This is a genomic window from Lentzea sp. NBC_00516 (assembly GCF_036346835.1).
GTDB lineage: Bacteria > Actinomycetota > Actinomycetes > Mycobacteriales > Pseudonocardiaceae > Lentzea > Lentzea sokolovensis.
The window spans coordinates 6,745,616-6,766,355 of sequence record NZ_CP107840.1 but is presented as its reverse complement, the minus strand read 5'-3'; the positions used below and the strand labels follow the sequence as shown (position 1 = coordinate 6,766,355).

General features: G+C 67.4%; 20 protein-coding genes and 1 pseudogene. 14 read left to right on the top strand and 7 right to left on the bottom strand.

Features of this window, described 5'->3' with window-relative positions; all coding sequences use genetic code 11:
• Positions 1–91: 91 nt before the first annotated feature.
• The 5 genes from lysS to OG205_RS30640 all read left to right on the top strand — a co-directional run bounded on the left by lysS (position 92) and on the right by OG205_RS30640 (position 5,190).
• Positions 92–1,546 (top strand): lysine--tRNA ligase, encoded by a 1,455-nt coding sequence (lysS, locus tag OG205_RS30660; RefSeq protein ID WP_330278264.1) that lies wholly within the window; start codon positions 92–94, stop codon positions 1,544–1,546.
• 114 nt (positions 1,547–1,660) lie between these two features.
• Positions 1,661–2,011: a histone-like nucleoid-structuring protein Lsr2 gene (locus tag OG205_RS30655; protein ID WP_330271456.1), complete on the top strand. Its 351-nt coding sequence runs from the start codon at positions 1,661–1,663 to the stop codon at positions 2,009–2,011.
• Between the two features lie 313 nt (positions 2,012–2,324).
• Positions 2,325–3,317 (top strand): FecCD family ABC transporter permease, encoded by a 993-nt coding sequence (locus OG205_RS30650; protein ID WP_330271455.1) that lies wholly within the window; start codon positions 2,325–2,327, stop codon positions 3,315–3,317.
• An 11-nt stretch (positions 3,318–3,328) separates the two neighbouring features.
• Positions 3,329–4,396, top strand: a complete 1,068-nt coding sequence (locus OG205_RS30645) for a FecCD family ABC transporter permease (RefSeq protein ID WP_330271454.1) — start codon at positions 3,329–3,331, stop codon at positions 4,394–4,396.
• A complete protein-coding gene (locus tag OG205_RS30640) occupies positions 4,393–5,190 on the top strand; it encodes an ABC transporter ATP-binding protein (protein WP_330271453.1) in 798 nt (265 codons plus the stop codon). Before OG205_RS30645 ends, OG205_RS30640 begins: the two co-directional genes overlap by 4 nt.
• Before the next feature lie 371 nt (positions 5,191–5,561).
• Here OG205_RS30640 and OG205_RS30635 read toward each other — a convergent pair whose 3' ends face one another.
• On the bottom strand, positions 5,562–6,359 hold the full coding sequence (locus tag OG205_RS30635; RefSeq protein ID WP_330271452.1) for a (2Fe-2S)-binding protein: 798 nt from the start codon (positions 6,357–6,359) through the stop codon (positions 5,562–5,564).
• Positions 6,360–6,676: 317 nt separating this feature from the next.
• On the opposite strand from OG205_RS30635, the gene OG205_RS30630 reads away from it, so the two are divergent.
• From OG205_RS30630 to OG205_RS30600, 7 genes and pseudogenes are all read left to right on the top strand, one after another.
• The gene (locus OG205_RS30630) at positions 6,677–9,238 is read left to right on the top strand and encodes an ATP-dependent Clp protease ATP-binding subunit (protein WP_330271451.1); all 2,562 of its coding nucleotides are present in this window, start codon (positions 6,677–6,679) and stop codon (positions 9,236–9,238) included.
• Positions 9,239–9,319: 81 nt separating this feature from the next.
• Positions 9,320–10,539: pseudogene (locus tag OG205_RS30625) on the top strand (IS30 family transposase).
• A 246-nt stretch (positions 10,540–10,785) separates the two neighbouring features.
• Entirely contained in the window at positions 10,786–11,403 is a 618-nt protein-coding gene (locus OG205_RS30620; RefSeq protein ID WP_330278262.1) for a YbaB/EbfC family nucleoid-associated protein, read from the top strand.
• Positions 11,400–11,714 carry an ESX-1 secretion-associated protein gene (locus OG205_RS30615; protein WP_330271450.1) on the top strand — a complete coding sequence of 105 codons (315 nt, stop codon included), beginning with the start codon at positions 11,400–11,402 and terminating at the stop codon, positions 11,712–11,714. The genes OG205_RS30620 and OG205_RS30615 overlap by 4 nt, the downstream gene beginning before the upstream one ends.
• Before the next feature lie 7 nt (positions 11,715–11,721).
• A complete protein-coding gene (locus OG205_RS30610) occupies positions 11,722–12,849 on the top strand; it encodes a WXG100 family type VII secretion target (RefSeq protein ID WP_330271449.1) in 1,128 nt (375 codons plus the stop codon).
• Between the two features lie 53 nt (positions 12,850–12,902).
• Complete coding sequence (locus tag OG205_RS30605) at positions 12,903–13,691, top strand: hypothetical protein (protein WP_330271448.1); 789 nt, start codon at positions 12,903–12,905, stop codon at positions 13,689–13,691.
• 2 nt (positions 13,692–13,693) lie between these two features.
• Positions 13,694–14,338 carry a hypothetical protein gene (locus tag OG205_RS30600; RefSeq protein ID WP_330271447.1) on the top strand — a complete coding sequence of 215 codons (645 nt, stop codon included), beginning with the start codon at positions 13,694–13,696 and terminating at the stop codon, positions 14,336–14,338.
• Here OG205_RS30600 and OG205_RS30595 read toward each other — a convergent pair.
• The gene (locus OG205_RS30595) at positions 14,317–14,949 is read right to left on the bottom strand and encodes a DUF6928 family protein (RefSeq protein WP_330271446.1); all 633 of its coding nucleotides are present in this window, start codon (positions 14,947–14,949) and stop codon (positions 14,317–14,319) included. The genes OG205_RS30600 and OG205_RS30595 overlap by 22 nt on opposite strands.
• 95 nt (positions 14,950–15,044) lie before the next feature.
• Between OG205_RS30595 and OG205_RS30590 the strand changes: the two genes are divergently transcribed.
• The gene (locus tag OG205_RS30590; protein WP_330271445.1) at positions 15,045–16,067 is read left to right on the top strand and encodes an endonuclease/exonuclease/phosphatase family protein; all 1,023 of its coding nucleotides are present in this window, start codon (positions 15,045–15,047) and stop codon (positions 16,065–16,067) included.
• On the opposite strand, the gene OG205_RS30585 is transcribed toward OG205_RS30590, so the two are convergent.
• Genes OG205_RS30585 through OG205_RS30575 form a run of 3 tightly spaced genes read right to left on the bottom strand, consistent with a single transcriptional unit; the run spans position 16,039 to position 18,603 of the window.
• Positions 16,039–16,833 carry an SIR2 family NAD-dependent protein deacylase gene (locus OG205_RS30585; protein WP_330278261.1) on the bottom strand — a complete coding sequence of 265 codons (795 nt, stop codon included), beginning with the start codon at positions 16,831–16,833 and terminating at the stop codon, positions 16,039–16,041. The genes OG205_RS30590 and OG205_RS30585 overlap by 29 nt on opposite strands.
• Complete coding sequence (locus OG205_RS30580; RefSeq protein WP_030480510.1) at positions 16,833–17,144, bottom strand: antibiotic biosynthesis monooxygenase family protein; 312 nt, start codon at positions 17,142–17,144, stop codon at positions 16,833–16,835. Before OG205_RS30580 ends, OG205_RS30585 begins: the two co-directional genes overlap by 1 nt.
• Positions 17,145–17,154: 10 nt before the next feature.
• A complete protein-coding gene (locus OG205_RS30575; protein ID WP_330271444.1) occupies positions 17,155–18,603 on the bottom strand; it encodes a M1 family metallopeptidase in 1,449 nt (482 codons plus the stop codon).
• A 15-nt stretch (positions 18,604–18,618) separates the two neighbouring features.
• On the opposite strand from OG205_RS30575, the gene OG205_RS30570 reads away from it, so the two are divergent.
• Positions 18,619–19,365: an alpha/beta fold hydrolase gene (locus tag OG205_RS30570; RefSeq protein ID WP_442916602.1), complete on the top strand. Its 747-nt coding sequence runs from the start codon at positions 18,619–18,621 to the stop codon at positions 19,363–19,365.
• Here the strand turns inward: OG205_RS30570 and OG205_RS30565 are convergent.
• Both OG205_RS30565 and OG205_RS30560 read right to left on the bottom strand, forming a co-directional pair.
• The gene (locus OG205_RS30565; RefSeq protein ID WP_330271443.1) at positions 19,314–19,823 is read right to left on the bottom strand and encodes a 2'-5' RNA ligase family protein; all 510 of its coding nucleotides are present in this window, start codon (positions 19,821–19,823) and stop codon (positions 19,314–19,316) included. The two genes, OG205_RS30570 and OG205_RS30565, sit on opposite strands and share 52 nt — an antisense overlap.
• Positions 19,823–20,692, bottom strand: a complete 870-nt coding sequence (locus OG205_RS30560) for an A/G-specific adenine glycosylase (RefSeq protein WP_330271442.1) — start codon at positions 20,690–20,692, stop codon at positions 19,823–19,825. Before OG205_RS30560 ends, OG205_RS30565 begins: the two co-directional genes overlap by 1 nt.
• Positions 20,693–20,740: the final 48 nt, after the last annotated feature.

Below are 20,740 nucleotides of genomic sequence, written 5' to 3'. Positions count from 1 at the left end.
CTTCGCCCATGAGCCCTTCCGTACCCTTCTCGGCGTGAGTGAGCAGCCGAAGCAAAACCTCGTGACCAGCGAAGAAGACCTGCCAGAGCAGATGCGCGTGCGCCGGGAAAAGCGTGCGCGGCTGCTCGCTTCCGGCAAGGAGCCGTATCCCGTCGAAGTCGCGCGCACGCACACGTTGCGCGAGATTCGCGACGCGCATCCGGAACTCGAACCCGACACCCAGACCGGCCAGATCGTCGGCGTCACCGGGCGCGTGATGTTCATGCGCAACACCGGAAAGCTGTGCTTCGCAACGTTGCGCGAAGGCGACGGCACCGAACTGCAGGCGATGCTGAGCCTCGCCGGTGTCGGTGAAGAAGCGCTTTCCGAGTGGAAGACCGACGTCGACCTCGGCGACCACGTTTTCGTGAGCGGTGAGGTCATCAGCTCGCGCCGCGGCGAGCTTTCCGTGATGGCCGACGGGTGGCAGCTGACGTCGAAGTCGCTGCGTCCGTTGCCGGTCGCGCACAAGGAACTCGGCGAGGAAACCCGTATTCGTCAGCGATACGTCGACCTGATCCTCAGGCCGATGGCGCGCGACACTGTTCGGACCCGTGCGAACGTCGTTCGTTCTCTGCGCGACTCGTTCCACCGGCGCGGATTCCTCGAAGTCGAGACGCCGATGTTGCAGTCGCTGCAGGGTGGTGCCAGCGCGCGTCCGTTCATCACGCACTCGAACGCGCTCGACATCGACCTGTTCCTGCGCATCGCGCCGGAGCTGTACTTGAAGCGCTGCGTCGTCGGTGGCATCGAGAAGGTCTTCGAGATCAACCGCAACTTCCGCAACGAGGGCGTGGACTCGTCGCATTCGCCCGAGTTTTCGATGCTGGAGTACTACGAGGCGTACGCCACGTACGACTCGAACGCGGTACTGACGCGCGAGCTGATCCAGGAAGCGGCGGAAGCCGTGACCGGATCTCAGATCGTGACGCTGGCGGACGGCAGCGAGTACGACCTCTCGGGTGAATGGACGACTCTGAGCATCTACGAGTCGTTGTCCGAAGCTGTTGGTGAGGAAATCACCCCCGAGACGCCCGCCGAGACGCTGCGGAAGCTTTGTGACCGCCACGAACTCGAGGTCAACCCGAAGTTCGGGCACGGCAAGCTGGTCGAGGAGCTGTGGGAGCACCTGGTGTGCGACTCGCTCTACGCGCCGACGTTCGTGCGCGACTACCCGGTGGAGACGTCTCCGCTGACCAGGCAGCACCGCAGCAAGCCGGGTGTCGCCGAAAAGTGGGATCTGTACGTGCGCGGATTCGAACTCGGAACCGGTTACTCCGAACTGGTGGACCCGGTCATCGAGCGGGAACGCCTGGAAGCACAGGCGCGTCTTGGCGCGGCCGGTGACCACGAGGCGATGCCGATCGACGAAGACTTTCTGCGATCACTGGAGTACGGAATGCCACCGAGTGGTGGCGTCGGAATGGGTATCGATCGGCTGCTGATGGCCCTCACGGGTCTGGGTATCCGGGAGACCATCTTGTTCCCGCTCGTTCGCCCTGAATGAGTAACTTTCCGGATGTCGATAGGTGCAATGCGGCACCTGTGCGCTAACCTGCGTCGCAGAAGGCTTTAGTTGGCGACGCGGGTGACCGCGCATTCGGGGTCCAGGAGGATACGCATGGCGCAGAAGGTCACGGTGACCCTCGTCGACGATCTGGACGGTTCCACCGCTGAGGAGACCGTCGAGTTCGGACTGGATGGTGTCAGCTACACCATCGACCTTTCCTCGGGCAATGCGGGCAAACTGCGTGACGCTCTTGCCGACTTCGTGGGAAGTGCACGTCGTGCGGGTGGTCGCAAGCGCCTTGGGCCCGGTCGTCCGGTCGGCAGCGTGAAGGCGCGCCCCGCTTCGGCGGATCGTGAGCAGAACCAGGCCATTCGCGAGTGGGCCCGCAAGCAGGGCATGAAGGTGTCGGACCGGGGTCGCATCCCGGCCGAGGTGCTCGACGCCTACCACCAGCAGGGCTGAAATTCGGTAAAACACGAAGGGGTTCCGAGGATGATTCCTCGGAACCCCTTCGTGTTATTTGGGTGACCGATCAGCTACCGGCAGGCGCCCAGAAGGCGGAACGGTGCTATCCAAACGAGATCGTGAACACTCTTGCCGCCGACTTTTTAGTTGATCCGACAACGGGTTTGGCGAATGTTTTTTCACAGTTCGCCGCGGCTGTTCTTCTCCTGGTCGGACCGGTGATGTGACCAGAACCGCGCCCTGGACCGCGGTCTGACCAGGTGGTTCGGTTAGGCTTACCTCTCCTGTCTGGAGTAGAGGAGGGTGGGCCTTGGGGCGTAGGTCGTTGGGCCTGCTCTTCCTGCTGGTCGTGCTGGTCGCCGTGTGCCTGGCGAGCATCGCGATCGGCTCGAAGGAGATCCCGCTCTCCGGGGTCTGGCACGGTCTCTTCACGCCGACCGGCGTCGAGGACGACGTGGTGATCCGCGAGCTGCGGATCCCGCGGACGTTGCTCGGCATCGCGGTGGGCATCGCACTCGGTGTGGGTGGCGCTCTCATGCAGGGCCACACGCGCAATCCGCTGGCCGATCCCGGCATCCTCGGCGTCACGCACGGCGCGGCGCTGGCGGTCGTGCTCTCGATCTTCCTGCTCGGCGTCGACTCACTCGTCGGCTACATCTGGTTCGCCTTCGCCGGCGCGATGATCGCGAGCGTCGTGGTGTTCCTGCTCGGGTCGGCAGGGCGAGGCGGCCCGTCACCGGTGACGCTGGCGCTGGCCGGTGCCGCGGTCTCCGCGCTGATGAACGGCCTCGTGTCGGCCATCGTGCTGCTCGACCAGCAGTCGCTCGACGCGTTCCGGTTCTGGCAGGTCGGCGCGATCGCCGGCCGCGACCTGACGGTGCTGACCCAGGTCACGCCCTTCCTGTTCGCCGGTCTGGTGATCGCGGCGCTCAACGCGCCCGGCCTCAACGCCATGTCGCTGGGCGAGGACGTGGCGAAGTCGCTGGGCGTCAACACCGGCAGGACGCGCTCGCTGGGCATCTTCGCCATCACGCTGCTGGTGGGCGGCGCCGTCGCCGCGTGCGGGCCGATCGGGTTCCTGGGCCTCGTGGTGCCGCACGTCGCCCGCGCGTTCACCGGGCCGGACTACCGCTGGATCCTGCCGTACTCGGCACTGCTCGGAGCGATCCTCATCCTGTTCGCCGACATCGTCGGCAGGGTGGTCGCCCGTCCGTCCGAAGTGGAGGTCGGCGTGATGCTGGCCCTGATCGGCGCTCCGTTCTTCATCTTCCTGGTGCGGCGCAAGAAGCTGGTGAAGATTTGACGACGACCGCGGTGAAGACCCCCGCAGCCAAGGCACCCGCTCTGCGACTGGGTGCCGCCTCGTTCAAACTGCGCCGCCGGCCGTTGCTGGTCGTGGCGGCGTCGCTGGTGGTGCTGGCGGCGGTGCTGATCGCCGACATCATGATCGGCGACTTCCCGCTGACCGTGACCCAGGTCGTCGACACGCTGCTGGGCGGAGGCACGCGCCGCGACCAGTTCGTGGTCATGGAACTCCGGATGCCGCGAGCGCTGACGGGCCTGCTGGTCGGTGGCGCGCTGGGCCTGTCAGGGGCGATCTTCCAGGCCATCGTGCGCAACCCGCTGGCCTCGCCCGACATCCTCGGTGTGACCTGGGGAGCGGGCGCCGGCGCGGTCTCGGTGATCACCTTCGCCGGTTCGCTCGGCGTGGTGACCGGCAGCGCGGCGTCGATCGGCGTCCCCCTGGCGGGCCTCACCGGCGGCCTGCTCGCGGGCCTGCTGGTCTACGCGCTGGCGTGGCGGCAGGGCATCGAGGGCTTCCGGATGGTGCTGGTCGGCATCGGCATCACCGCCGTCGCCGGCAACTTCACGCACTACCTGCTGACCGTCGGCGACGTGCAGGACGCGGGCCGCGCGATGGTGTGGATCACCGGCTCCCTGAACGGCCGCGGCTGGGAACACGTCGTGCCCGTCGCTCTGGCACTGGTCGTGCTGGTTCCGGTCGCTCTGATCGGTGGCCACGTTCTCGGGGCTTTGCAGTTCGACGACCAGACGTCGCGCGGGCTTGGTGTGCGGGTGAACGTCGCGCGGTCGTTCCTGATCATCGTGGCGATCGTGCTGGCGTCCGTGGCCACCGCCGCGGCCGGCCCGATCACGTTCGTGGCCCTGGCATCGCCGCAGATCGCTCTGCGTCTGTCCGGAACCGCGCAACCGCCGCTGTTCGGCTCCGTCGTCATCGGTGGGGCGCTGGTCATGCTGTCGGACCTGGTCGCGCGAACGATCTACCGCACCGAACTGCCGGTCGGCGTCGTCACCGCCGTGCTCGGCGCGCCCTATCTGATGTTCCTGCTGATCCGAAGCCGCCGGGAGGCGCGGGTATGAGTGTGCGTCTTGAGGCTTCGTCGCTGTCGATCGGTTACGGGGAACGGCTGGTCGTCGACAGCTTGGACCTGTCGATCATCGGTGGGACCGTGACCGCGGTGATCGGGCCCAACGGGTGTGGCAAGTCCACGTTGTTGAAGGCTCTGGGGCGGTTGCTGCCTGCGCGGTCCGGGGCGGTGTTGCTGGACGGCAAGCAGATCGATTCCATGTCCACCCGGGATGTTGCCCGGGTTCTCGGGATGTTGCCCCAGGCTCCGTCTGCTCCTGAGGGGCTGACGGTCGCCGATCTCGTCGCTCGGGGGCGGCATCCGCACCAGTCCTGGTATCGGCAGTGGTCTTCCGATGACGCGGCTGCTGTTGACGCGGCGTTGGAGATGACCGGGATTCTGGATCTGGCCGAGCGCACCGTGGACGAACTGTCCGGTGGGCAGCGGCAGCGGGCCTGGATCTCGATGGCTCTTGCCCAGGGCACGGATCTGTTGCTGCTGGACGAGCCGACTACCTATTTGGATCTGGCTCATCAGATCGATGTGCTGGATTTGGTGCAGGAGCTGCACTCGTCCATGGGGCGGACGATTGTGATGGTGCTGCACGATCTGAACTTGGCTGCCCGGTATGCGGACAACATCGTCGCCATGCGGGGTGGGCGAATCGTTTCCCAGGGGACGCCGGCTGAGGTGCTGACCGAGCAGATGCTGCTGGACGTGTTCGGGTTGGATGCTCGGGTTGTCGAGGATCCGGTTTCTGGGACGCCGTTGGTGGTGCCGGTCGGGTCGCGGCATCGGTTGCCGTAGGGGCTGTTCGCGGCTGTTGCGTTCCCCCGGTTGCTTGCGGCGGGTTCTGTTGCGTGCTTCCCCTGGGGGCTCTGCCCCCAGACCCCCGGCAATCTGATCGGGGGAGGGCGCCACGGGCAGGTTGATGGCACGCCTGTTGCGTTGGGCGGCCGCCGGTTGCTTAGAGGGTTGCGTTGGCGGTGGGTCCCGTCACGAGCCGCACCAAGAGCGGGCCACATGTGAGAAGGAGGGTCAAGTCGACGAAAAGCGTGTCGACTTGACCCTCCTTCTCACATGCAGCAAGAGCTATGGCGCGACTCGTGACGGGACCCACCGCCCAGCCCGCTTGGTAAGGACGGCTCGCCTTCGGCATCGCGGGTGAGTGGCCTTGCTCAGTTGCAGGTGCGCGGGCAGGCCGTGCACGGCTCCGCGTTCGGCAGCACGTAGTGGAAGCAGCAGCTGTTCCGCTTGCGCTTCCAGCCCTCGTTGGTGAAGTGCAGGGTGGAAGCGGAGACGAACGGCTCCAGTTTCTCCGGCAGGATCATCGCCGCGTCGGTCACGCCCGCGTTCTCGTCGCCGAACAGGCGGCCTGCTGCCCACGGGCCGTACTCCAGCATGTCGGTCGCGGCGGCCCAGAGTTGGCGGCGGCCGAAGCGGACCACCTGGCCGAAGGAGGCCACGAACTGGGCTGCGTGGGCGGCGTAGCGGGCTCGCAGGATTGCTGCCAGGGCCGCTTCGTCCGCTACGACGGTGGCGGCCGGGTGGTTCGAGGCCGGGTCGTCTGGCAGGCAGGCGAACTCGTCGCACAGGACGGCCGTGCCGTTCGGGTGCGGGCGGCCCGAGGTGCTGAGGCGGAACGCCATGTCGGACGGCTTGAGCGTCGGGACGCGGCGGGCGGTGTGGAACAGCAGGCCCGCGAGGTAGCCCGGCAGGTGCAGGTACCAGCCCATGACGTAGCCGGCGGTCGCGCGGTCGTCGGACTCGCCGTACTGCTCGACCATCCACTCCGCGAGGTCCTTGCGCCACAGGTCGAAGCGCGTGGGCTCGGCCAGCAGGTCCGAGCAGACCGTCCAGTCTCCAGAAGGCGTGCCGAAGATGATCTCGGTACCGGTCTGCAGGCGGGCGATGGATTCGGCCAGTGGCGTGAGCGCACGCGGGTTCTGCTGTGAGACCCTCGTAGGTACGGTCAACGCGCAAGTCCAATCTCATGCGATGAGGCTTGCCTAACCTTACCTAGATCGTTCTTCTTTCGCCTCCCCAGGTGGGCCCGGTCACAGGAGTATCGCTCAACGGTCGGTTGTTCGCGTTCAGCGGACATCGCCCGATCTGTGGAATCCGTTGCTCCCGACCTGCGTTGATGCTGATGTCAATGTTCTCCGGACGCGGCTTGCCGCTGATGGGAGCCACAGGCCTCGGAACCGCCCACTACAGTGGAGCCACGGTGCCGCGCTCACCAGGGTAGATCGGTGGAGCCGAGGACCGCCGACGCAGCAGTCAGGGAGTGCGAATGTTCGAAAGGTTCACCGACCGCGCGAGGCGGGTGGTTGTTCTTGCCCAAGAAGAGGCAAGGATGCTCAACCACAACTACATCGGCACCGAGCACATCCTCCTGGGTCTGATCCACGAGGGTGAAGGTGTCGCCGCCAAGGCGCTCGAGTCGTTGGGGATTGCGCTGGAGGGCGTCCGCCAGCAGGTCGAAGAGATCATCGGCCAGGGCCAACAGGCTCCGAGTGGACACATCCCCTTCACCCCCCGTGCGAAGAAGGTCCTGGAGCTCTCGCTGCGCGAGGCGCTTCAGCTCGGCCACAACTACATCGGCACCGAGCACATCCTGCTCGGCCTGATCCGCGAGGGCGAGGGCGTCGCCGCCCAGGTCCTCGTGAAGCTCGGGGCCGACCTCAACCGGGTGCGTCAGCAGGTGCTCCAGCTGCTGTCCGGTTACTCCACCGAGAAGGGTGCGGCGGAGTCGACCGGTCGTGGCGAGGGCACGCCGTCCTCCTCCTTGGTCCTCGACCAGTTCGGGCGCAACCTCACGGCCTCGGCCCGTGAAGGCAAGCTCGACCCGGTCATCGGGCGTGCCAAGGAGATCGAGCGGGTCATGCAGGTGCTGTCCCGCCGCACCAAGAACAACCCCGTCCTCATCGGCGAGCCCGGCGTCGGCAAGACCGCCGTCGTCGAGGGGCTGGCGCAGATGGTCGTCAAGGGCGAGGTGCCCGAGACGCTCAAGGACAAGCAGCTCTACACCCTCGACCTCGGGTCGCTGGTGGCGGGCTCGCGCTACCGCGGTGACTTCGAAGAGCGCCTGAAGAAGGTTCTCAAGGAGATCCGCACGCGCGGCGACATCATCCTGTTCATCGACGAGATCCACACCCTCGTCGGCGCGGGTGCCGCGGAAGGCGCGATCGACGCGGCCTCGATCCTCAAGCCGATGCTGGCTCGTGGCGAGCTGCAGACGATCGGTGCCACCACCCTCGACGAGTACCGCAAGCACGTCGAGAAGGACCCCGCGCTGGAGCGCCGCTTCCAGCCGATCCAGGTGGGCGAGCCGTCGCTCGAGCACACCATCGAGATCCTCAAGGGCCTGCGCGACCGGTACGAGGCGCACCACCGCGTCTCGATCACCGACTCCGCGCTGGTCGCCGCCGCCACGCTGGCGGACCGGTACATCAACGACCGGTTCCTGCCCGACAAGGCGATCGACCTCATCGACGAGGCCGGTGCGCGCATGCGCATCCGCCGGATGACCGCGCCGCCAGACCTGCGCGAGTTCGACGAGAAGATCGCGGACGTCCGTCGCGACAAGGAGTCCGCGATCGACGCGCAGGACTTCGAGCGCGCGGCGAAGCTGCGTGACGCGGAGAAGACGCTCCTGGGCCAGAAGGCCGAGCGGGAGAAGCAGTGGAAGGACGGTGACCTGGACGTCGTCGCCGAAGTCGACGACGAGCAGATCGCCGAGGTCCTCGCCAACTGGACCGGCATCCCGGTGTTCAAGCTCACCGAGGAGGAGACCACGCGTCTGCTCCGCATGGAGGACGAGCTGCACAAGCGGATCATCGGCCAGGTCGACGCGGTCAAGGCCGTGTCGAAGGCGATCCGCCGCACCCGCGCCGGTCTGAAGGACCCGAAGCGCCCCTCCGGCTCGTTCATCTTTGCCGGCCCGTCCGGTGTCGGTAAGACCGAGCTCTCGAAGGCGCTGGCGAACTTCCTGTTCGGCGACGACGACGCGCTCATCCAGATCGACATGGGCGAGTTCCACGACCGGTACACCGCGTCGCGGCTCTTCGGTGCTCCTCCCGGTTACGTCGGCTACGAAGAGGGCGGCCAGCTCACCGAGAAGGTGCGCCGCAAGCCGTTCTCCGTCGTGCTCTTCGACGAGATCGAGAAGGCCCACCAGGAGGTCTACAACACGCTGCTCCAGGTGCTGGAGGACGGCCGCCTGACCGACGGTCAGGGCCGGACGGTGGACTTCAAGAACACCGTCATCATCTTCACGTCGAACCTGGGTACGTCGGACATCAGCAAGGCCGTCGGCCTCGGCTTCACCTCGGGTCAGGACGGCGCGTCCAACTACGAGCGCATGAAGAACAAGGTCAACGACGAGCTGAAGAAGCACTTCCGCCCCGAGTTCCTCAACCGCATCGACGACATCATCGTCTTCCACCAGCTGACTCAGGACGAGATCATCAAGATGGTGGACCTGATGATCGCCCGCGTCGAGGCGCAGCTGAGGAACAAGGACATGGCGATCGAGCTCACGGATCGCGCGAAGATGCTCCTCGCGAAGCGCGGCTTCGACCCGGTGCTGGGCGCCCGCCCGCTGCGCCGGACGATCCAGCGCGAGATCGAGGACACCCTGTCGGAGAAGATCCTGTTCGGCGAGATCCAGCCGGGCCAGATCATCATCACCGACGTCGAGGGCTGGGACGGCGAGTCGGACCAGCACGACAAGGCGCAGTTCGTGTTCCGCGGCGAGGCCAAGCCGAACCGCGTGCCGGACTCCCCGCCCGTCGAGCTCGCGGCCCCCGCGGCCATCGAGCCGCAGGACGCTCCGGCCAACGAGTCCGAGTGATCTAGGCAGTACGTGAGAACGGCCCCCAGGCTTCCGCTTGGGTTCTAGGAGTCGTCGCAACACCCCGGTTGAGGGGTTGCGATGGAGTTCGAGATCCGGGATCGGTCGGTCAACCGGGGCAGGCGTCGTCTGACGTGCGAGCGCGAGGCTTATCTTGCGCTCGTGCGTCGGGGCGTGAGCAGTCGAGAAGCATGTGGGATTGTCGGGATCAACGTCCGGACCGGTAACGCTGGCGCAACGGACGTAACCCGACGGGCAGTGAAGCAGGGGCGTCGCCGATCATCTCGGCGGCGTCTTCTGTTGTGCGGGGCCGGTTTCTGAATGAAGACGAACGCGTCGTCATCGCCGACCGCCGCCGCGCCGGCGTCACGATCCGCCGGATCGCCGTCGAGTTGGGTCGTGATCCCGCGACGGTGAGCCGGGAGTTGCGGCGCAACGCGCACACGGTCAGCGGCGACTATCGCCCTCATGCCGCGCAGGTCCGTGCCGATGCCCGCCGGCCACGGCCGAAAGTCCGCAAGCTCGTGGCCGATGCCGTGCTTCACGGTGTCGTGCAGGACCATCTGGCGCGGAAACGCAGTCCTGAACAGATCGCGGCGTTGCTGCGACGGGACTTCCCCGACCGGCCGGAGTGGCACGTGGTCCACGAGACGATCTACCAGGCCCTCTATGTCCAAGGACGCGGCGAGCTGCGACGCGAGGTCGCCCTCGCGTTGCGCACCGGCCGCACCATGCGCAAACCCCGCCGTCAGCCAGGGCAGCGTCAGCCGCGGTTCCTCAGCCCGATGGTCATGATCAGCGACCGGCCCGCCGAGGCTGAAGACCGCGCTCTGCCAGGACACTGGGAAGGCGATCTGATCATCGGTAAAGACGGCGCCTCCGCGATCGGCACCCTGGTCGAACGCGCCACCCGCTACGTGATGTTGCTGCACCTGCCCCACGGCCGCACCGCCGAACACGTCCGCGACGCCCTCACCACCACAGTCCAGACATTGCCCGCCCATCTGTGGCGATCACTGACCTGGGACCAGGGCGCCGAGATGGCCGGCCACGCCGCGTTCACCCTGGCCACCGACATCCCCGTCTACTTCTGCGACCCCGCCAGCCCCTGGCAACGCGGCACCAACGAGAACACCAACGGCCTGCTACGCCAGTACTTCCCCAAAGGCACAGACCTCTCGGCCCACAGCCCCGAACACCTCACACACGTCGCCACCGAACTCAACCAGCGCCCACGCAAAACGCTCGGCTGGGACAACCCAGCCGAGCGCCTCACTAAACTCCTGACCAAAGCCAGTTGAACACCTGTGTTGCAACGACCCCTAGAAACCGCCTTCCGGCCTGGGGGCCGTTCTCGTCTGAGTGCCGTGTCGGGTGGATCACCCGGCTACCTCGATTCGTCCGTTTCGCCGCGAACCGGAAACTCCTCCTGCCACCATGTCCTCCGCTCACGTGATCTTGCGCGGGCGAGTGTCCAGGGGGAGGTCCGTGTGCCGTCGGCGGCGTTCGAGCAGTTGGTCGCTCAGTTCGAGCGGTTCCAGTCTCAGATGCAGCGCGTTGACCAGCAGTTCGCGAAGGTCGGCGAGATGCAGCAACAACTCACCGAACTGGAGGCGGTCGCCACCTCGGCAGACCGCGCCGTGACGGTGGTGGCGGGGCCGTCCGGCAGCATCAAGGACATCCGGCTGACCGACCAGGCGATGCGCCGCCCACCGCACGCCCTCGCCGCCGAACTGATGTCGACGCTGCAGAAGGCCGTCGCCGAGGCCGCCCGCCGCCAGGCAGGCATCGTCGAGGGCGCGATCGGCGACGACATGAAGCTGTCCGACCAGGTTCTCGAAACCCAGGCGCAGCTCTTCGGAATGTCCAAAGAGGAACTCCGCGCCGTGAGAGCCGACGAGACCGCCCCCGCGGCACCGCCTCGTCCGCCGATGCCTCCCGCGCGGCCGATGCCCCCGCCTCAGAACGCGGGCCAGGTCCGGCAGCCACCCGTGCAGCCGCCCGCTCCGCCGCGCAGGCCCGTGCCCGAACCGCACGACGACTTCTCCGACCAGAACATCATGCGCGGCAACGCCTGGGACGACAGGTCGCAGCCGCCGCCCGCTGCTCCGTCCACAAAGGATGGCAAGTTCCTGAACCTCTTCGACGACGAGGACGGCCGGTGAGCGGGTTCAGCGTCGAACCGGAGGAGTTGCGGGCGTACGCCGACAAGCTCCAGGGCCACCGCGGGTTCGCCGGCGAGGTCACCGGTCTCGTCGACAAGTCCGACGTCGGTGACAAGTCGTGGGGCGTGGTCGGGATCTTCGTGAAGCAGCAGTACACGGAGATGCTCGGTGATCTCAAGGAGACGCTCACCGCGATGACCGAGGGGCTGGACTCCGGCGTGGAGAAGTTCCGCGACACCGCCCAGGGCTATGCGGACCAGGAAGTGGCCCTGCAGAAGTTGCTCGACGGCATCCACGTCGAGAGGGGGTGACAGCGACATGGCGGAACAGGACTACACGGCCGGAAGCGGCGACACGCAGGTCAAGGTCACGGTCGGGGAGAAGACCCTCGGACAGAAAGCCGAGGAGAACGCCCCGATCTGGGGCAACTTCGTCAAGGCCAAGGAGGCCGCGGGCAAGACGGGCGACACCGGAGGCGTTGCCGGACTCACTTCCGAAGGCAGCGCGCTGGTCACGTCGGTCGTCGAGTTCGGCCAGGGCATGGTGACGGACCCGATCGGCTGGCTGGTCGGGCAGGGCCTCAACTTCCTGATCAGCGTGGTGCAGCCGCTGGAGGACGCGATCCACTTCGTCAGTGGTGACGGTCCGGCGTTGCAGCAGGCGGGCGAGAACTTCGGGGCGATCGCCCAGGGCATCTCCGATCTGAGCACCAGGTTCACCGAGGACCTGCAGAGCACGGTGACGAACTGGGGCGGCAGTGCTTCGGAGGCCGCCGCGACGAAGCTGGGCGAGTTCGCTCACGGCATCGACGGAGTCGCGGGCCAGGCGGGTGAACTCGCCGAGTTGCTGATGATGTCGTCGATGGTCATGCAGGTGATCGAGGACGTCATCAAGGCGATCCTCTCCGAGCTGATCACGTGGCTGATCATGATCTGGATTCCGGCGCTGGCCGCCGCTGTGCCGAGTTGCGGCGCGTCCACGGCCGCCGCGGGGGCGGCGACTGGCGTTCGTGTTGCCTCCACCGCGAGCCGTGTGTCGCGCATCGTCGCGAAGCTGCGACAGCTGCTGACCAAGATCATGGACTTCGTGCGCAACCTGGCGACCAAGGCGAAGAACCTCGGCACCGGCTTCAAGAAGGCCATGGCGGACAAGAAGGTCCGGAGCCAGGAAGCGACCGACGCGCTCCACGGCAAGAAGAGCTGGGAAAAGTTCAGGAGCAATCCGCTCACCAGGATGGACAGCCACGACGGCATCGTCGGCGAGCGCATGAAGCAGGGATTCGGGAAGTCGATGCTCGACGCCGTCGGCAACGAGGCCCTCGCCCAGATCAACTACGGCCACGAAAAGGGTGCGCGAAACTCGTCCCTGCTACAGCAGGCCGCAGAGTCGCGTGAGACCGGAACTGATCACTCGAAACAGCGCATCGAAGGGTATCTGGACCTCTGATCATGGATCTTCTGAAGCTGTGGGTGACTGACTACCTGCTCGATCCTCTTGTGTTGACCAGCTTTGTCGGCCTGACCTTGTTCATGGTCGGGCGGCGCTGGCTCCAGTTCCGCAGCCACGGAAAGGCGCGGGACGAGCAGATCGCCGCGCTGACCCCGCTGGCCCAGCGTCTCGGCGGCAAGGTGCTCGGTCCCGACGAGGCGGCCATGTGGACGGCCGAGCTGTGCAAGCCGTTCTCGAACGAGTTCTCGATCGCGTTCCGGTCGAAGCGGCAGTGCGACCTGTCGCTGGACTTCCAGCGCGGCCAGTGGCACGTCAGGGTGACCGAGGAGTCGATCCGGTACGACAGCCGCGGTTTCGGAGTGCGCTGGATGCAGGAGCACCGCATCGAGATCGCCACCGCTCGTCTGGCACCGCTGAAGGTCACACGGCCGAACAAGTACAGCCTCCACAACGGACAGCCGTTGTCGCCCGGTCAGCTCAAGTCCGAGTGGAAGCAGATCGTCGGCAACGAACCGGAGACCGCGAAGCAGGCCGATGCCGAGTGGTTGCCGGTGCCGTTGCTGCCGCCCATGGACCAGGAGTTCTCGGCGTACGGCAGTGATCCTGCTGCTGCGGCGAGGGAGCTGAACTTCGACGCTCTGCACTGGCTCATCGACCAGGCGGAGAGCCTGCCCGGCTGGGCCAGCAGGATGTCGCTGACCTTCGAGTCGGGCTTCGTCTACCTGGCCGCGCCCGACCACATCTACCCCGACGACCTGATGGTCGTGGTCGACACGATCTGCGGGCTGCTCGACCGCATGCCGGGCGCGCGGCCCCGGCACCCTGCTGCGACCGTCTGACGATGCAGTCCTGGGAAGTGCGGCTCTGGCTTTCGTTCTCTGCGTCGGCGCTCTCGCCGCCGTGGTCGGCCGATCTGACACGGGCGATGGCGAGCCAGTACGGGACGGTGCTCAAGTGGCTCGGCCGGGCGTCGGGGTCGAGCTTCGACCACGCGCTGGACTTCTCACGGAACGGATGGCGGGTTCGGGTCAGCGAGGCGTCGATGGAGGTGGCGTCGTCGATCGGCACTCGGACCGCCCAGGAGACAAGGATCGAGGTGGCCACCGCTGGCCTCGTGCCGTTGAAGATCACGCAGGCCTTCGGTGGAGGCCTCGGCGGGAGATGGGCGGGCGAGATGCCGCGCACCGTCGAGAGCGAGGACCGGCCGCTGTGGATGCCGCTGAGACTGCCGGTGTCCGTGGACCACGCGTACGTGGCGTTCACCAGCGACCTCGTCGGTGCGGCTCACGTGTTCAACCCGGACGTGGTCGCGTGGCTGCTCGCTCAGACCAAGCAGCACGAACTGCACAACCTGTGCCTTGAGTCCGGGATCGCCTACACGGTGATCGACGGTCCGATTCTTCCGCAGTTCCTGCTGCGGAAGGTCGACGCGATCATCGACCTCCTCAGCCTCGTTCCCGGCAGTCAGCGGGGCGTCACGGCGTAGCCCGCCAGCACGACGTCCTCCAGCTCCGGGTCGTCGTCCTCGTACGCGCCCTCGTACTGGAAACCGAACAGTGCGCGCAAGGCCGCCTCGGCCAGGTCGAGCGGGTGGAAGCGGAACGGGTACTCGTCGTCGGAGTCGAGGCTTTCGAGGAACTCCGGATCGCCTGCCAGGTACTTCTCCTCGAACGGCAGGGGAGTGCCGACGTCGGCGATCACGCCGCTGTCGGGGGAGAGGCTGTACGCGCGGCGCAGCGTGCCGTCCGGCTCCCAGATCGCGTAGGAGAAGAAGTCGACGACGCTGTGCATCGCATGTAGGTACAGGGTGCGGCCGGCCGCCTCGGTGACGAAGTGCTCGGGCAGGGCGGCGTAGGAGTCGCCGGCGGCATCCCAGGTGCAGATGATCGACAGGCCCTCGAACACGCCGGCGTAGACCTTGCCCTCCGGCGGGTTGCCGTAGTGGAGGTTGCCGTCCTCGATCGGGCGAATGTCGTGGGACGGGTAGAGGCGTTCCACGAAGGCCGCCGTGGCCTCTCGGTCGATCTTCGGCGCTGCCCGCAGCGCCTTGCTGACGTCGTCGGATGCGTAGAAGAGCATCCAGTCCTTGGCTCCCATCGGGCCCCCTCAGAGTCGGTTGGAATCAGCATGACGGAGGGGTCTGACAATTTTTCGCGGGCAACGGGAGCAGGGTGCCGGCCGTCCATTCGGGTGTGAGCACCACACCGGAGACCGACGCGCGTTCGGGCACACTGCACGGCGTGGCCACCACCGAGGTGAAGCCGGCCAGGAGCGGGATCGCCACGTTCTTGCTGGTCCTGAGCGCGATCGCGTTCGTCGCGGCGGCGTTGGTCAGGCTGCTCGGCATCGACGGGTCGCGGTACACGATCGCCGCCACGTCGCTGACCCCCTACGTCACCGTCGTCGGCCTGCTCGTCGGGTTGCTGGCGTTGTTCCGCAAGAGGTGGGTCGTCGGGCTGACGATGACTCTCGTCGGAATCGTGCTGGTCGCGAACGTGGCGCCGAGGGCGTTCTCCGACGCGCGGCCGAACGGGGTGGGGCAGCAGGTCAGGCTGATGACCGCGAACCTGCTCACGGGCATCGCGGACGCGCAGTTCATCGTGCAGGAGGTCCGCAAGCGCGGCATCGACGTCCTCGCCATGCAGGAACTGACGCCCGACATGGTGCGCGACCTCGACCGGGCCGGGCTGAACCAGGTGCTGCCCAACCGGGTCTTCCTGGACGAGCCGGGCGGCTCCGGCAGCGGGCTCGCCTCGAAGTTCCCGCTCACGCGGCGGAATCTGACGCCGCCGGGCACGTTGCAGCAGGCAGGGGCGCTGGTGGACCTGCCGGGCAAGGACATCGAGGTCGTCTCGGTGCACCCGTTGCCGCCGGTCGTCACCGCGGGGCCGGAGGCGTGGCAGCGTGAGCTCGCCGGGCTGCCCTCGCCCGACTCGACCGGATCGATCAGGGTGCTCGCGGGCGACTTCAACGCCACGCTCGACCACGTCGGCCTCACGCGGCTGCTGAACAAGGGCTACGTCGACGCCGCCGACCAGGTCGGCAAGGGACTCATCCACACCTGGCCCTCGAACAGCGGGTTCTGGCCGCCGCCGGTCACCATCGACCACGTGCTGGTGGACTCGAAGGTCCTGGTGGACACGGTGGACGTGTTCGACGTGCCCGGCAGCGATCACCGGGCCGTCGTCACGCAGTTCGTCGTGCCAAGGCTGTGAGGGCTTCCAAGGCGCCGACCGGCAGCGACACGCCTCGGCCGTGCCGCACCGCGGGTTCGCGGGTGTTGATCCGGATCAGCGAACCGGAAGCTGCGCTAGCCAGTTCGGCCTGACGCCGCACGGTCGGCACGGCGGTGCCGGCGCCGATCTCGATCACGGCGAGCTTGCGGTGCGAACGACGCCACTCCGTCAGCTCGTCGAGCTGCTGCTGACTGCGGTGCGGTACCCAGCCCCAGTCGCCGAACATCAGGATGTTGGGCCGCGCCAGCCCGCCGCACGAAGGGCACGAAGGCAACTCGCCCACCGCACGCATCGTCGTCTGATCGACGGTGACGTCGAACGAGCACTCCCAGATGTCGTCAGTGCACGGTTCCACGCACTGGGCGTGGTGGATCGAACCGTGGACCTCGGCGACGTCCGTGAAGCCCGCCTTCTGGAACTGACCATCCACATTGGACGTGAAGACCCGCGCACCCCACGACCGCAGAACGGCGAAACCCTCGTGTGGCACCGTTTCGCGGTACAGGTTGAGCCGGTGGCCGTAGAAACCCCACGCCAGCGCGGGATCGTCGGCGAAGTGCACGGGGTCGGCGATCTCCTCGAACTTCAGCCCGAGGCGCTCGTAGGGCGGATACGCCCGCCAGAAGCCCTCGGTGCCGCGGAAGTCCGGGAGGCCCGAGTCCACCCCCATGCCCGCACCGGCGCAGACGAGCACGGCGTCCGCGCCGGCGATCAGTTCAGCGGCTTGGTCGTAGGACTGCTCGATCACTGCTTGGGCTTGCTCCCGAGCACGACCTCGAACTCCAGCAGGTCGGCGCCGCTCGACACGGGCCGTGCGCGCTCACCGGAGTGTGCGGCCGCACCGGCCTCGCCGTCGCGCCACGCGGTGAAGGCCTCATCGGTCTCCCAGTGCGTGACGACGAAGTAGCGGTCCTCGCCCGCGACCGGGCGCAGAAGCTCGAAGCCGAGGAAGCCGGGCTGGTTGTCGACCGCGCCCAGCCGGGCGGCGAACCGCTTCTCCAGCTCGGGGCCGTTGCCCTCGGGGACCTTGATCGCGTTGATCTTCACGACTGCCATGACACCGACTCTAGCGGCGCACACCGACAGGCAGCAGGTACTGATCGCCGGGAATGCCCGAGTCACGGAACCAGGCCTTGAAGAACCCGTCCAGCGGCTGCCCCGAGGCCTGCTTGAAGTGGTCCTCGAACTCCGGCCAGGTGGCGTTGCCGTCGCGGTGCTTGGCCGTCCACGACTGCAGGGCCTTGAAGAACACGTCGTCGCCGACCGTCTTGCGCAGCGCGTGCATGCCCATGAGGCCCTTGTCGTAGACACCGCGGAACTCGTTGCCCTTGCCCATGTCGTAGAGCTTCGGCGCCCAGAACGACGACCGCTCGCGCCGTTGCTCGACGCCCTCGCGGTAGCGCTGGTCGAGATCCGTGCCTTCCTTCTCCAGCCACAGCCACTGCGCGTAGGACGCCAGGCACTCGTTCAGGCAGATGTCCGCCCAGCTCGTGATCGACACCGAGTCGCCGAACCACTGGTGGGCGTTCTCGTGCACGACCGTCTCCAGGTCCGCCCACGCGGCGTAGATCGGCCGGGTCTGGGTCTCCAGCGAGAACCCGATCTGGTCGGCCACCCAGATGCTGCCCGCCGCGCGCTGCGGGTACGGGCCGAACTTCGTCTCCAGGTACGCGAGGACCTCGGGGCCCTGGGCCTGGATCGGCTTCTTGGCGGCGGACGTGCCGGGGGCGTAGGCGTCGAGCACCGGCGTGCCGTTCGGCAGCTGGGAGCGCACCACCTCGAACTTGTCGATGGCCACCGTGGCCAGGTACGTCGCGAGCGGCGTCTCCTCCGACCAGTTGAACGTCGTCCAGCCGCCGTCGCGCGTCACCGGGCCTTCGAGGCCGTTCGAGATCGCCGTCCAGCCGTCGGGGACGCGGGCCGCGATCTTCAGCGCCGACTTGTCGCGCGGAGTGTCGTTCGCTGGGAACCACGTCGTCGCGGAGTGCGGCTGACCTGCGGCGAAAGCGCCACCGGTGGACGAGACCTGCCAGCCGCTGCGGCCCAGCGAGGCGTCGTCGATCGTCGTGGGCTTGCCGCCGTAGGCGATGACGGCGGTGAACGGCTTGCCCTTCGCGAGCGGGGCGGCAGGCGTGATCACCAGCTCGTGGTCGCCCTCCTGCGCGAACTTCGCCGGCTGGCCACCGACCTTCACCTCGCTGACCTTCAGGCCCTTCAGGTCGAGGTTGAAGCGCGACAGGTCGGACGTGGCGGTCGCGGTGACGGACGCGACGCCGTCGAGCTGCTTGGCCCCGGGGTCGTAGGTGATCGCGAGGTCGTAGAGCGTGACGTCGTAGCCGCTGTTGCCGTCCGTCGGGTAGTAGGGGTCGCCCGCGCCCGCACCGGCCTCCACAGCCGCCTCCGGTGACGTCTCCCGCTGCTTCGCCGGATCGTTGCTCGGCGTTCTGAACACGACGAGCAGACCTGCGACGAGCACGATCAACACCAGGGCGATCAGGTACGGGCGGGCCTTCATGCGTTAATCATCCCTGTGTCGGTGGTGGAGTTCGGCGGAACGGGTCAAGGCGTACTGCTCCTGCACGGTCTGATGAGCAGGGCCACCGCCTGGTGGCCGGTCGCGCAGTGGCTGCGGCCGTTCGGCCGCGTGGTCGGGATCGACCAGCGCGGGCACGGCCGAAACCCGCGGCGGGGGCCGTTCCGCACCGAGGACTTCGTCGCCGACGCCGCTGCCGCCATCGAGGACCTGGACCTCGGTCCCGCCGTGGTGATCGGGCACTCCATGGGCGGGCTGCACGCGTGGTGTCTCGCGGCGGCCCGTCCGGACCTGGTGCGCGCGATTGTGGTCGAGGACTTCGCCCCGGACAACAGGGGAAGGACGATCGACGAGTGGAAGTGGCTCTTCGACGCCTGGCCGGTGCCCTTCCAGTCGCTCGGGCACGTGACGTCGTACTTCGGCTCGCCCGTGTTCGCCGAGTACTTCGAGGAACGCGAGGACGGCTGGCACCTGATCGCGGAGATGGACGACCTCTACGAGATCGCGGGCCACTGGGGCACGCGCGCGTACTGGGACCTCATCGACGCCGTCGAGTGCCCGTCGCTGGTCATCGAGGCAGGTAAGGGCGGTCAGCTGCCGAACCAGATGGAAGAGGCGGCACGGCGTTCGAGTGGCCGGTACCTCTACGTCGAAGAGGCCGGCCACGTCGTGCACGCCACCGCGCCGTGGGTCTACCGGGGTGCGGTGGAGGCCTTCTTGAGCACGTCGATCTCGCCGGTCTGAGTGTCGACGACCGACACCTCGCGGACCTTCGCGCGGATCGGCTCGACCGGGAACACCGCGGCGAACGCGGCCTTCATCGCCTCGTCGTCGATGTCGTGGACGAGCGTGCAGTGCGGCACCCAGTTGCCCGGCAGGTAGTAGGCGCTCGGGTTCTTGACCTTGCTCGCCAGCACGTCGTGGATCGCGGAGTGGACCGCGAGCAGTTCGGTGTCGACCACCGCGCCCAGCATCAGCACGTTCTCCGAGGTCGAGAACGTGCTGAGCGTGTGCAGGTAGAGGTCCGGCAGCCACAGCCGTTCCAGGTCCTCGCGCAGCTCCTTGCGGACCTTGGGGCCGATGGTGCTCGCGACGGCGTAGGTCAGGTGCGGCGCCCACGCGTGCTTCGTGCCCACGCGTCGTTGCAGCTCACGGACCTTCTTGTCCGCCTCGTCGTCGAAGAACGCCACCAGCGCGTGCATCAGTGCTCCCCGGGCAGTGCGAACAGGCCGTCCCGCGTCTGCTCGACTAGGCCGTCGTCCAGCAGCGAGACCAGGCACTTCTCGCGCTGGGTGATGTCGTTCCAGACGATGTCGAGCTGGATCTTGGGCACCGGGCCGGGCGCGCCCCGCAGCACGTCGAGCAGCTTGCCGCGCACCTGACGGTCCGTGCCGGCGAACTTCTGCACCTTCTTCTCCGGCCCCGCGTAGGCCGGCCTGCCGTTCAGTTGCCACGCGCACTCCGCGAACAACGGGCAGTCCGCGCACTTCTGGTTCTTCGCCGTGCAGATCAACGCCCCGAGCTCCATCAACGCCGCCGAGAACACAGCGGCGTCGTCCTGGGCCTCCGGCAGGATCGCCTCGACGTCACGCAGATCGCGCTTGGTCGACGGCGGACCGGCGTCACCGGCTCCGTGCACGGCCCGCGCGACCACGCGCCGGACGTTCGTGTCGACGACAGCGCACTTCTGCCCGTACGCGAACGTGGCCACCGCACGAGCCGTGTAGCTGCCGATGCCGGGCAACGACTCCAGCGTCTCGATGTCCGACGGCACCACGTCGCCATGGTCGCGTGCGATGGCGGTGGCGGCCTCGTGCAGCCGCATGGCACGACGCGGGTAGCCGAGCTTGCCCCACATCCGCAGCACCTCGCCCTGCGAGGACGCGGCCATCGCCGACGGCACCGGCCAGCGCGCCAGCCACTCGTGCCAGATCGGCTCGACGCGGGAGACCGGCGTCTGCTGCAACATGATCTCGCTGACCAGCACGCCCCAGGCGGTGCAGTCGGGACGGCGCCACGGCAGGTCACGGGCGGTGGTGTCCCACCAGCCCAACAGCAACTCGTGATTCATCGCCTGCCATTGTCGCGCAACGAAAAGGCCCCCCGGAGGGGGCCCTTC

Coding starts and splice junctions, on each gene's coding strand:
- OG205_RS30580 (WP_030480510.1), bottom strand. CDS start 17,144: ATGGCAGTCGTGAAGATCAACGCGATCAAGGTCCCCGAGGGCAACGGC.
- OG205_RS30565 (WP_330271443.1), bottom strand. CDS start 19,823: ATGCACGCGCTGGTGGCGTTCTTCGACGACGAGGCGGACAAGAAGGTC.
- OG205_RS30600 (WP_330271447.1), top strand. CDS start 13,694: ATGCAGTCCTGGGAAGTGCGGCTCTGGCTTTCGTTCTCTGCGTCGGCG.
- OG205_RS30655 (WP_330271456.1), top strand. CDS start 1,661: ATGGCGCAGAAGGTCACGGTGACCCTCGTCGACGATCTGGACGGTTCC.
- OG205_RS30560 (WP_330271442.1), bottom strand. CDS start 20,692: ATGAATCACGAGTTGCTGTTGGGCTGGTGGGACACCACCGCCCGTGAC.
- OG205_RS30610 (WP_330271449.1), top strand. CDS start 11,722: ATGGCGGAACAGGACTACACGGCCGGAAGCGGCGACACGCAGGTCAAG.
- OG205_RS30630 (WP_330271451.1), top strand. CDS start 6,677: ATGTTCGAAAGGTTCACCGACCGCGCGAGGCGGGTGGTTGTTCTTGCC.
- OG205_RS30575 (WP_330271444.1), bottom strand. CDS start 18,603: ATGAAGGCCCGCCCGTACCTGATCGCCCTGGTGTTGATCGTGCTCGTC.
- OG205_RS30595 (WP_330271446.1), bottom strand. CDS start 14,949: ATGGGAGCCAAGGACTGGATGCTCTTCTACGCATCCGACGACGTCAGC.
- lysS (WP_330278264.1), top strand. CDS start 92: ATGCGCGTGCGCCGGGAAAAGCGTGCGCGGCTGCTCGCTTCCGGCAAG.
- OG205_RS30640 (WP_330271453.1), top strand. CDS start 4,393: ATGAGTGTGCGTCTTGAGGCTTCGTCGCTGTCGATCGGTTACGGGGAA.
- OG205_RS30620 (WP_330278262.1), top strand. CDS start 10,786: ATGCAGCGCGTTGACCAGCAGTTCGCGAAGGTCGGCGAGATGCAGCAA.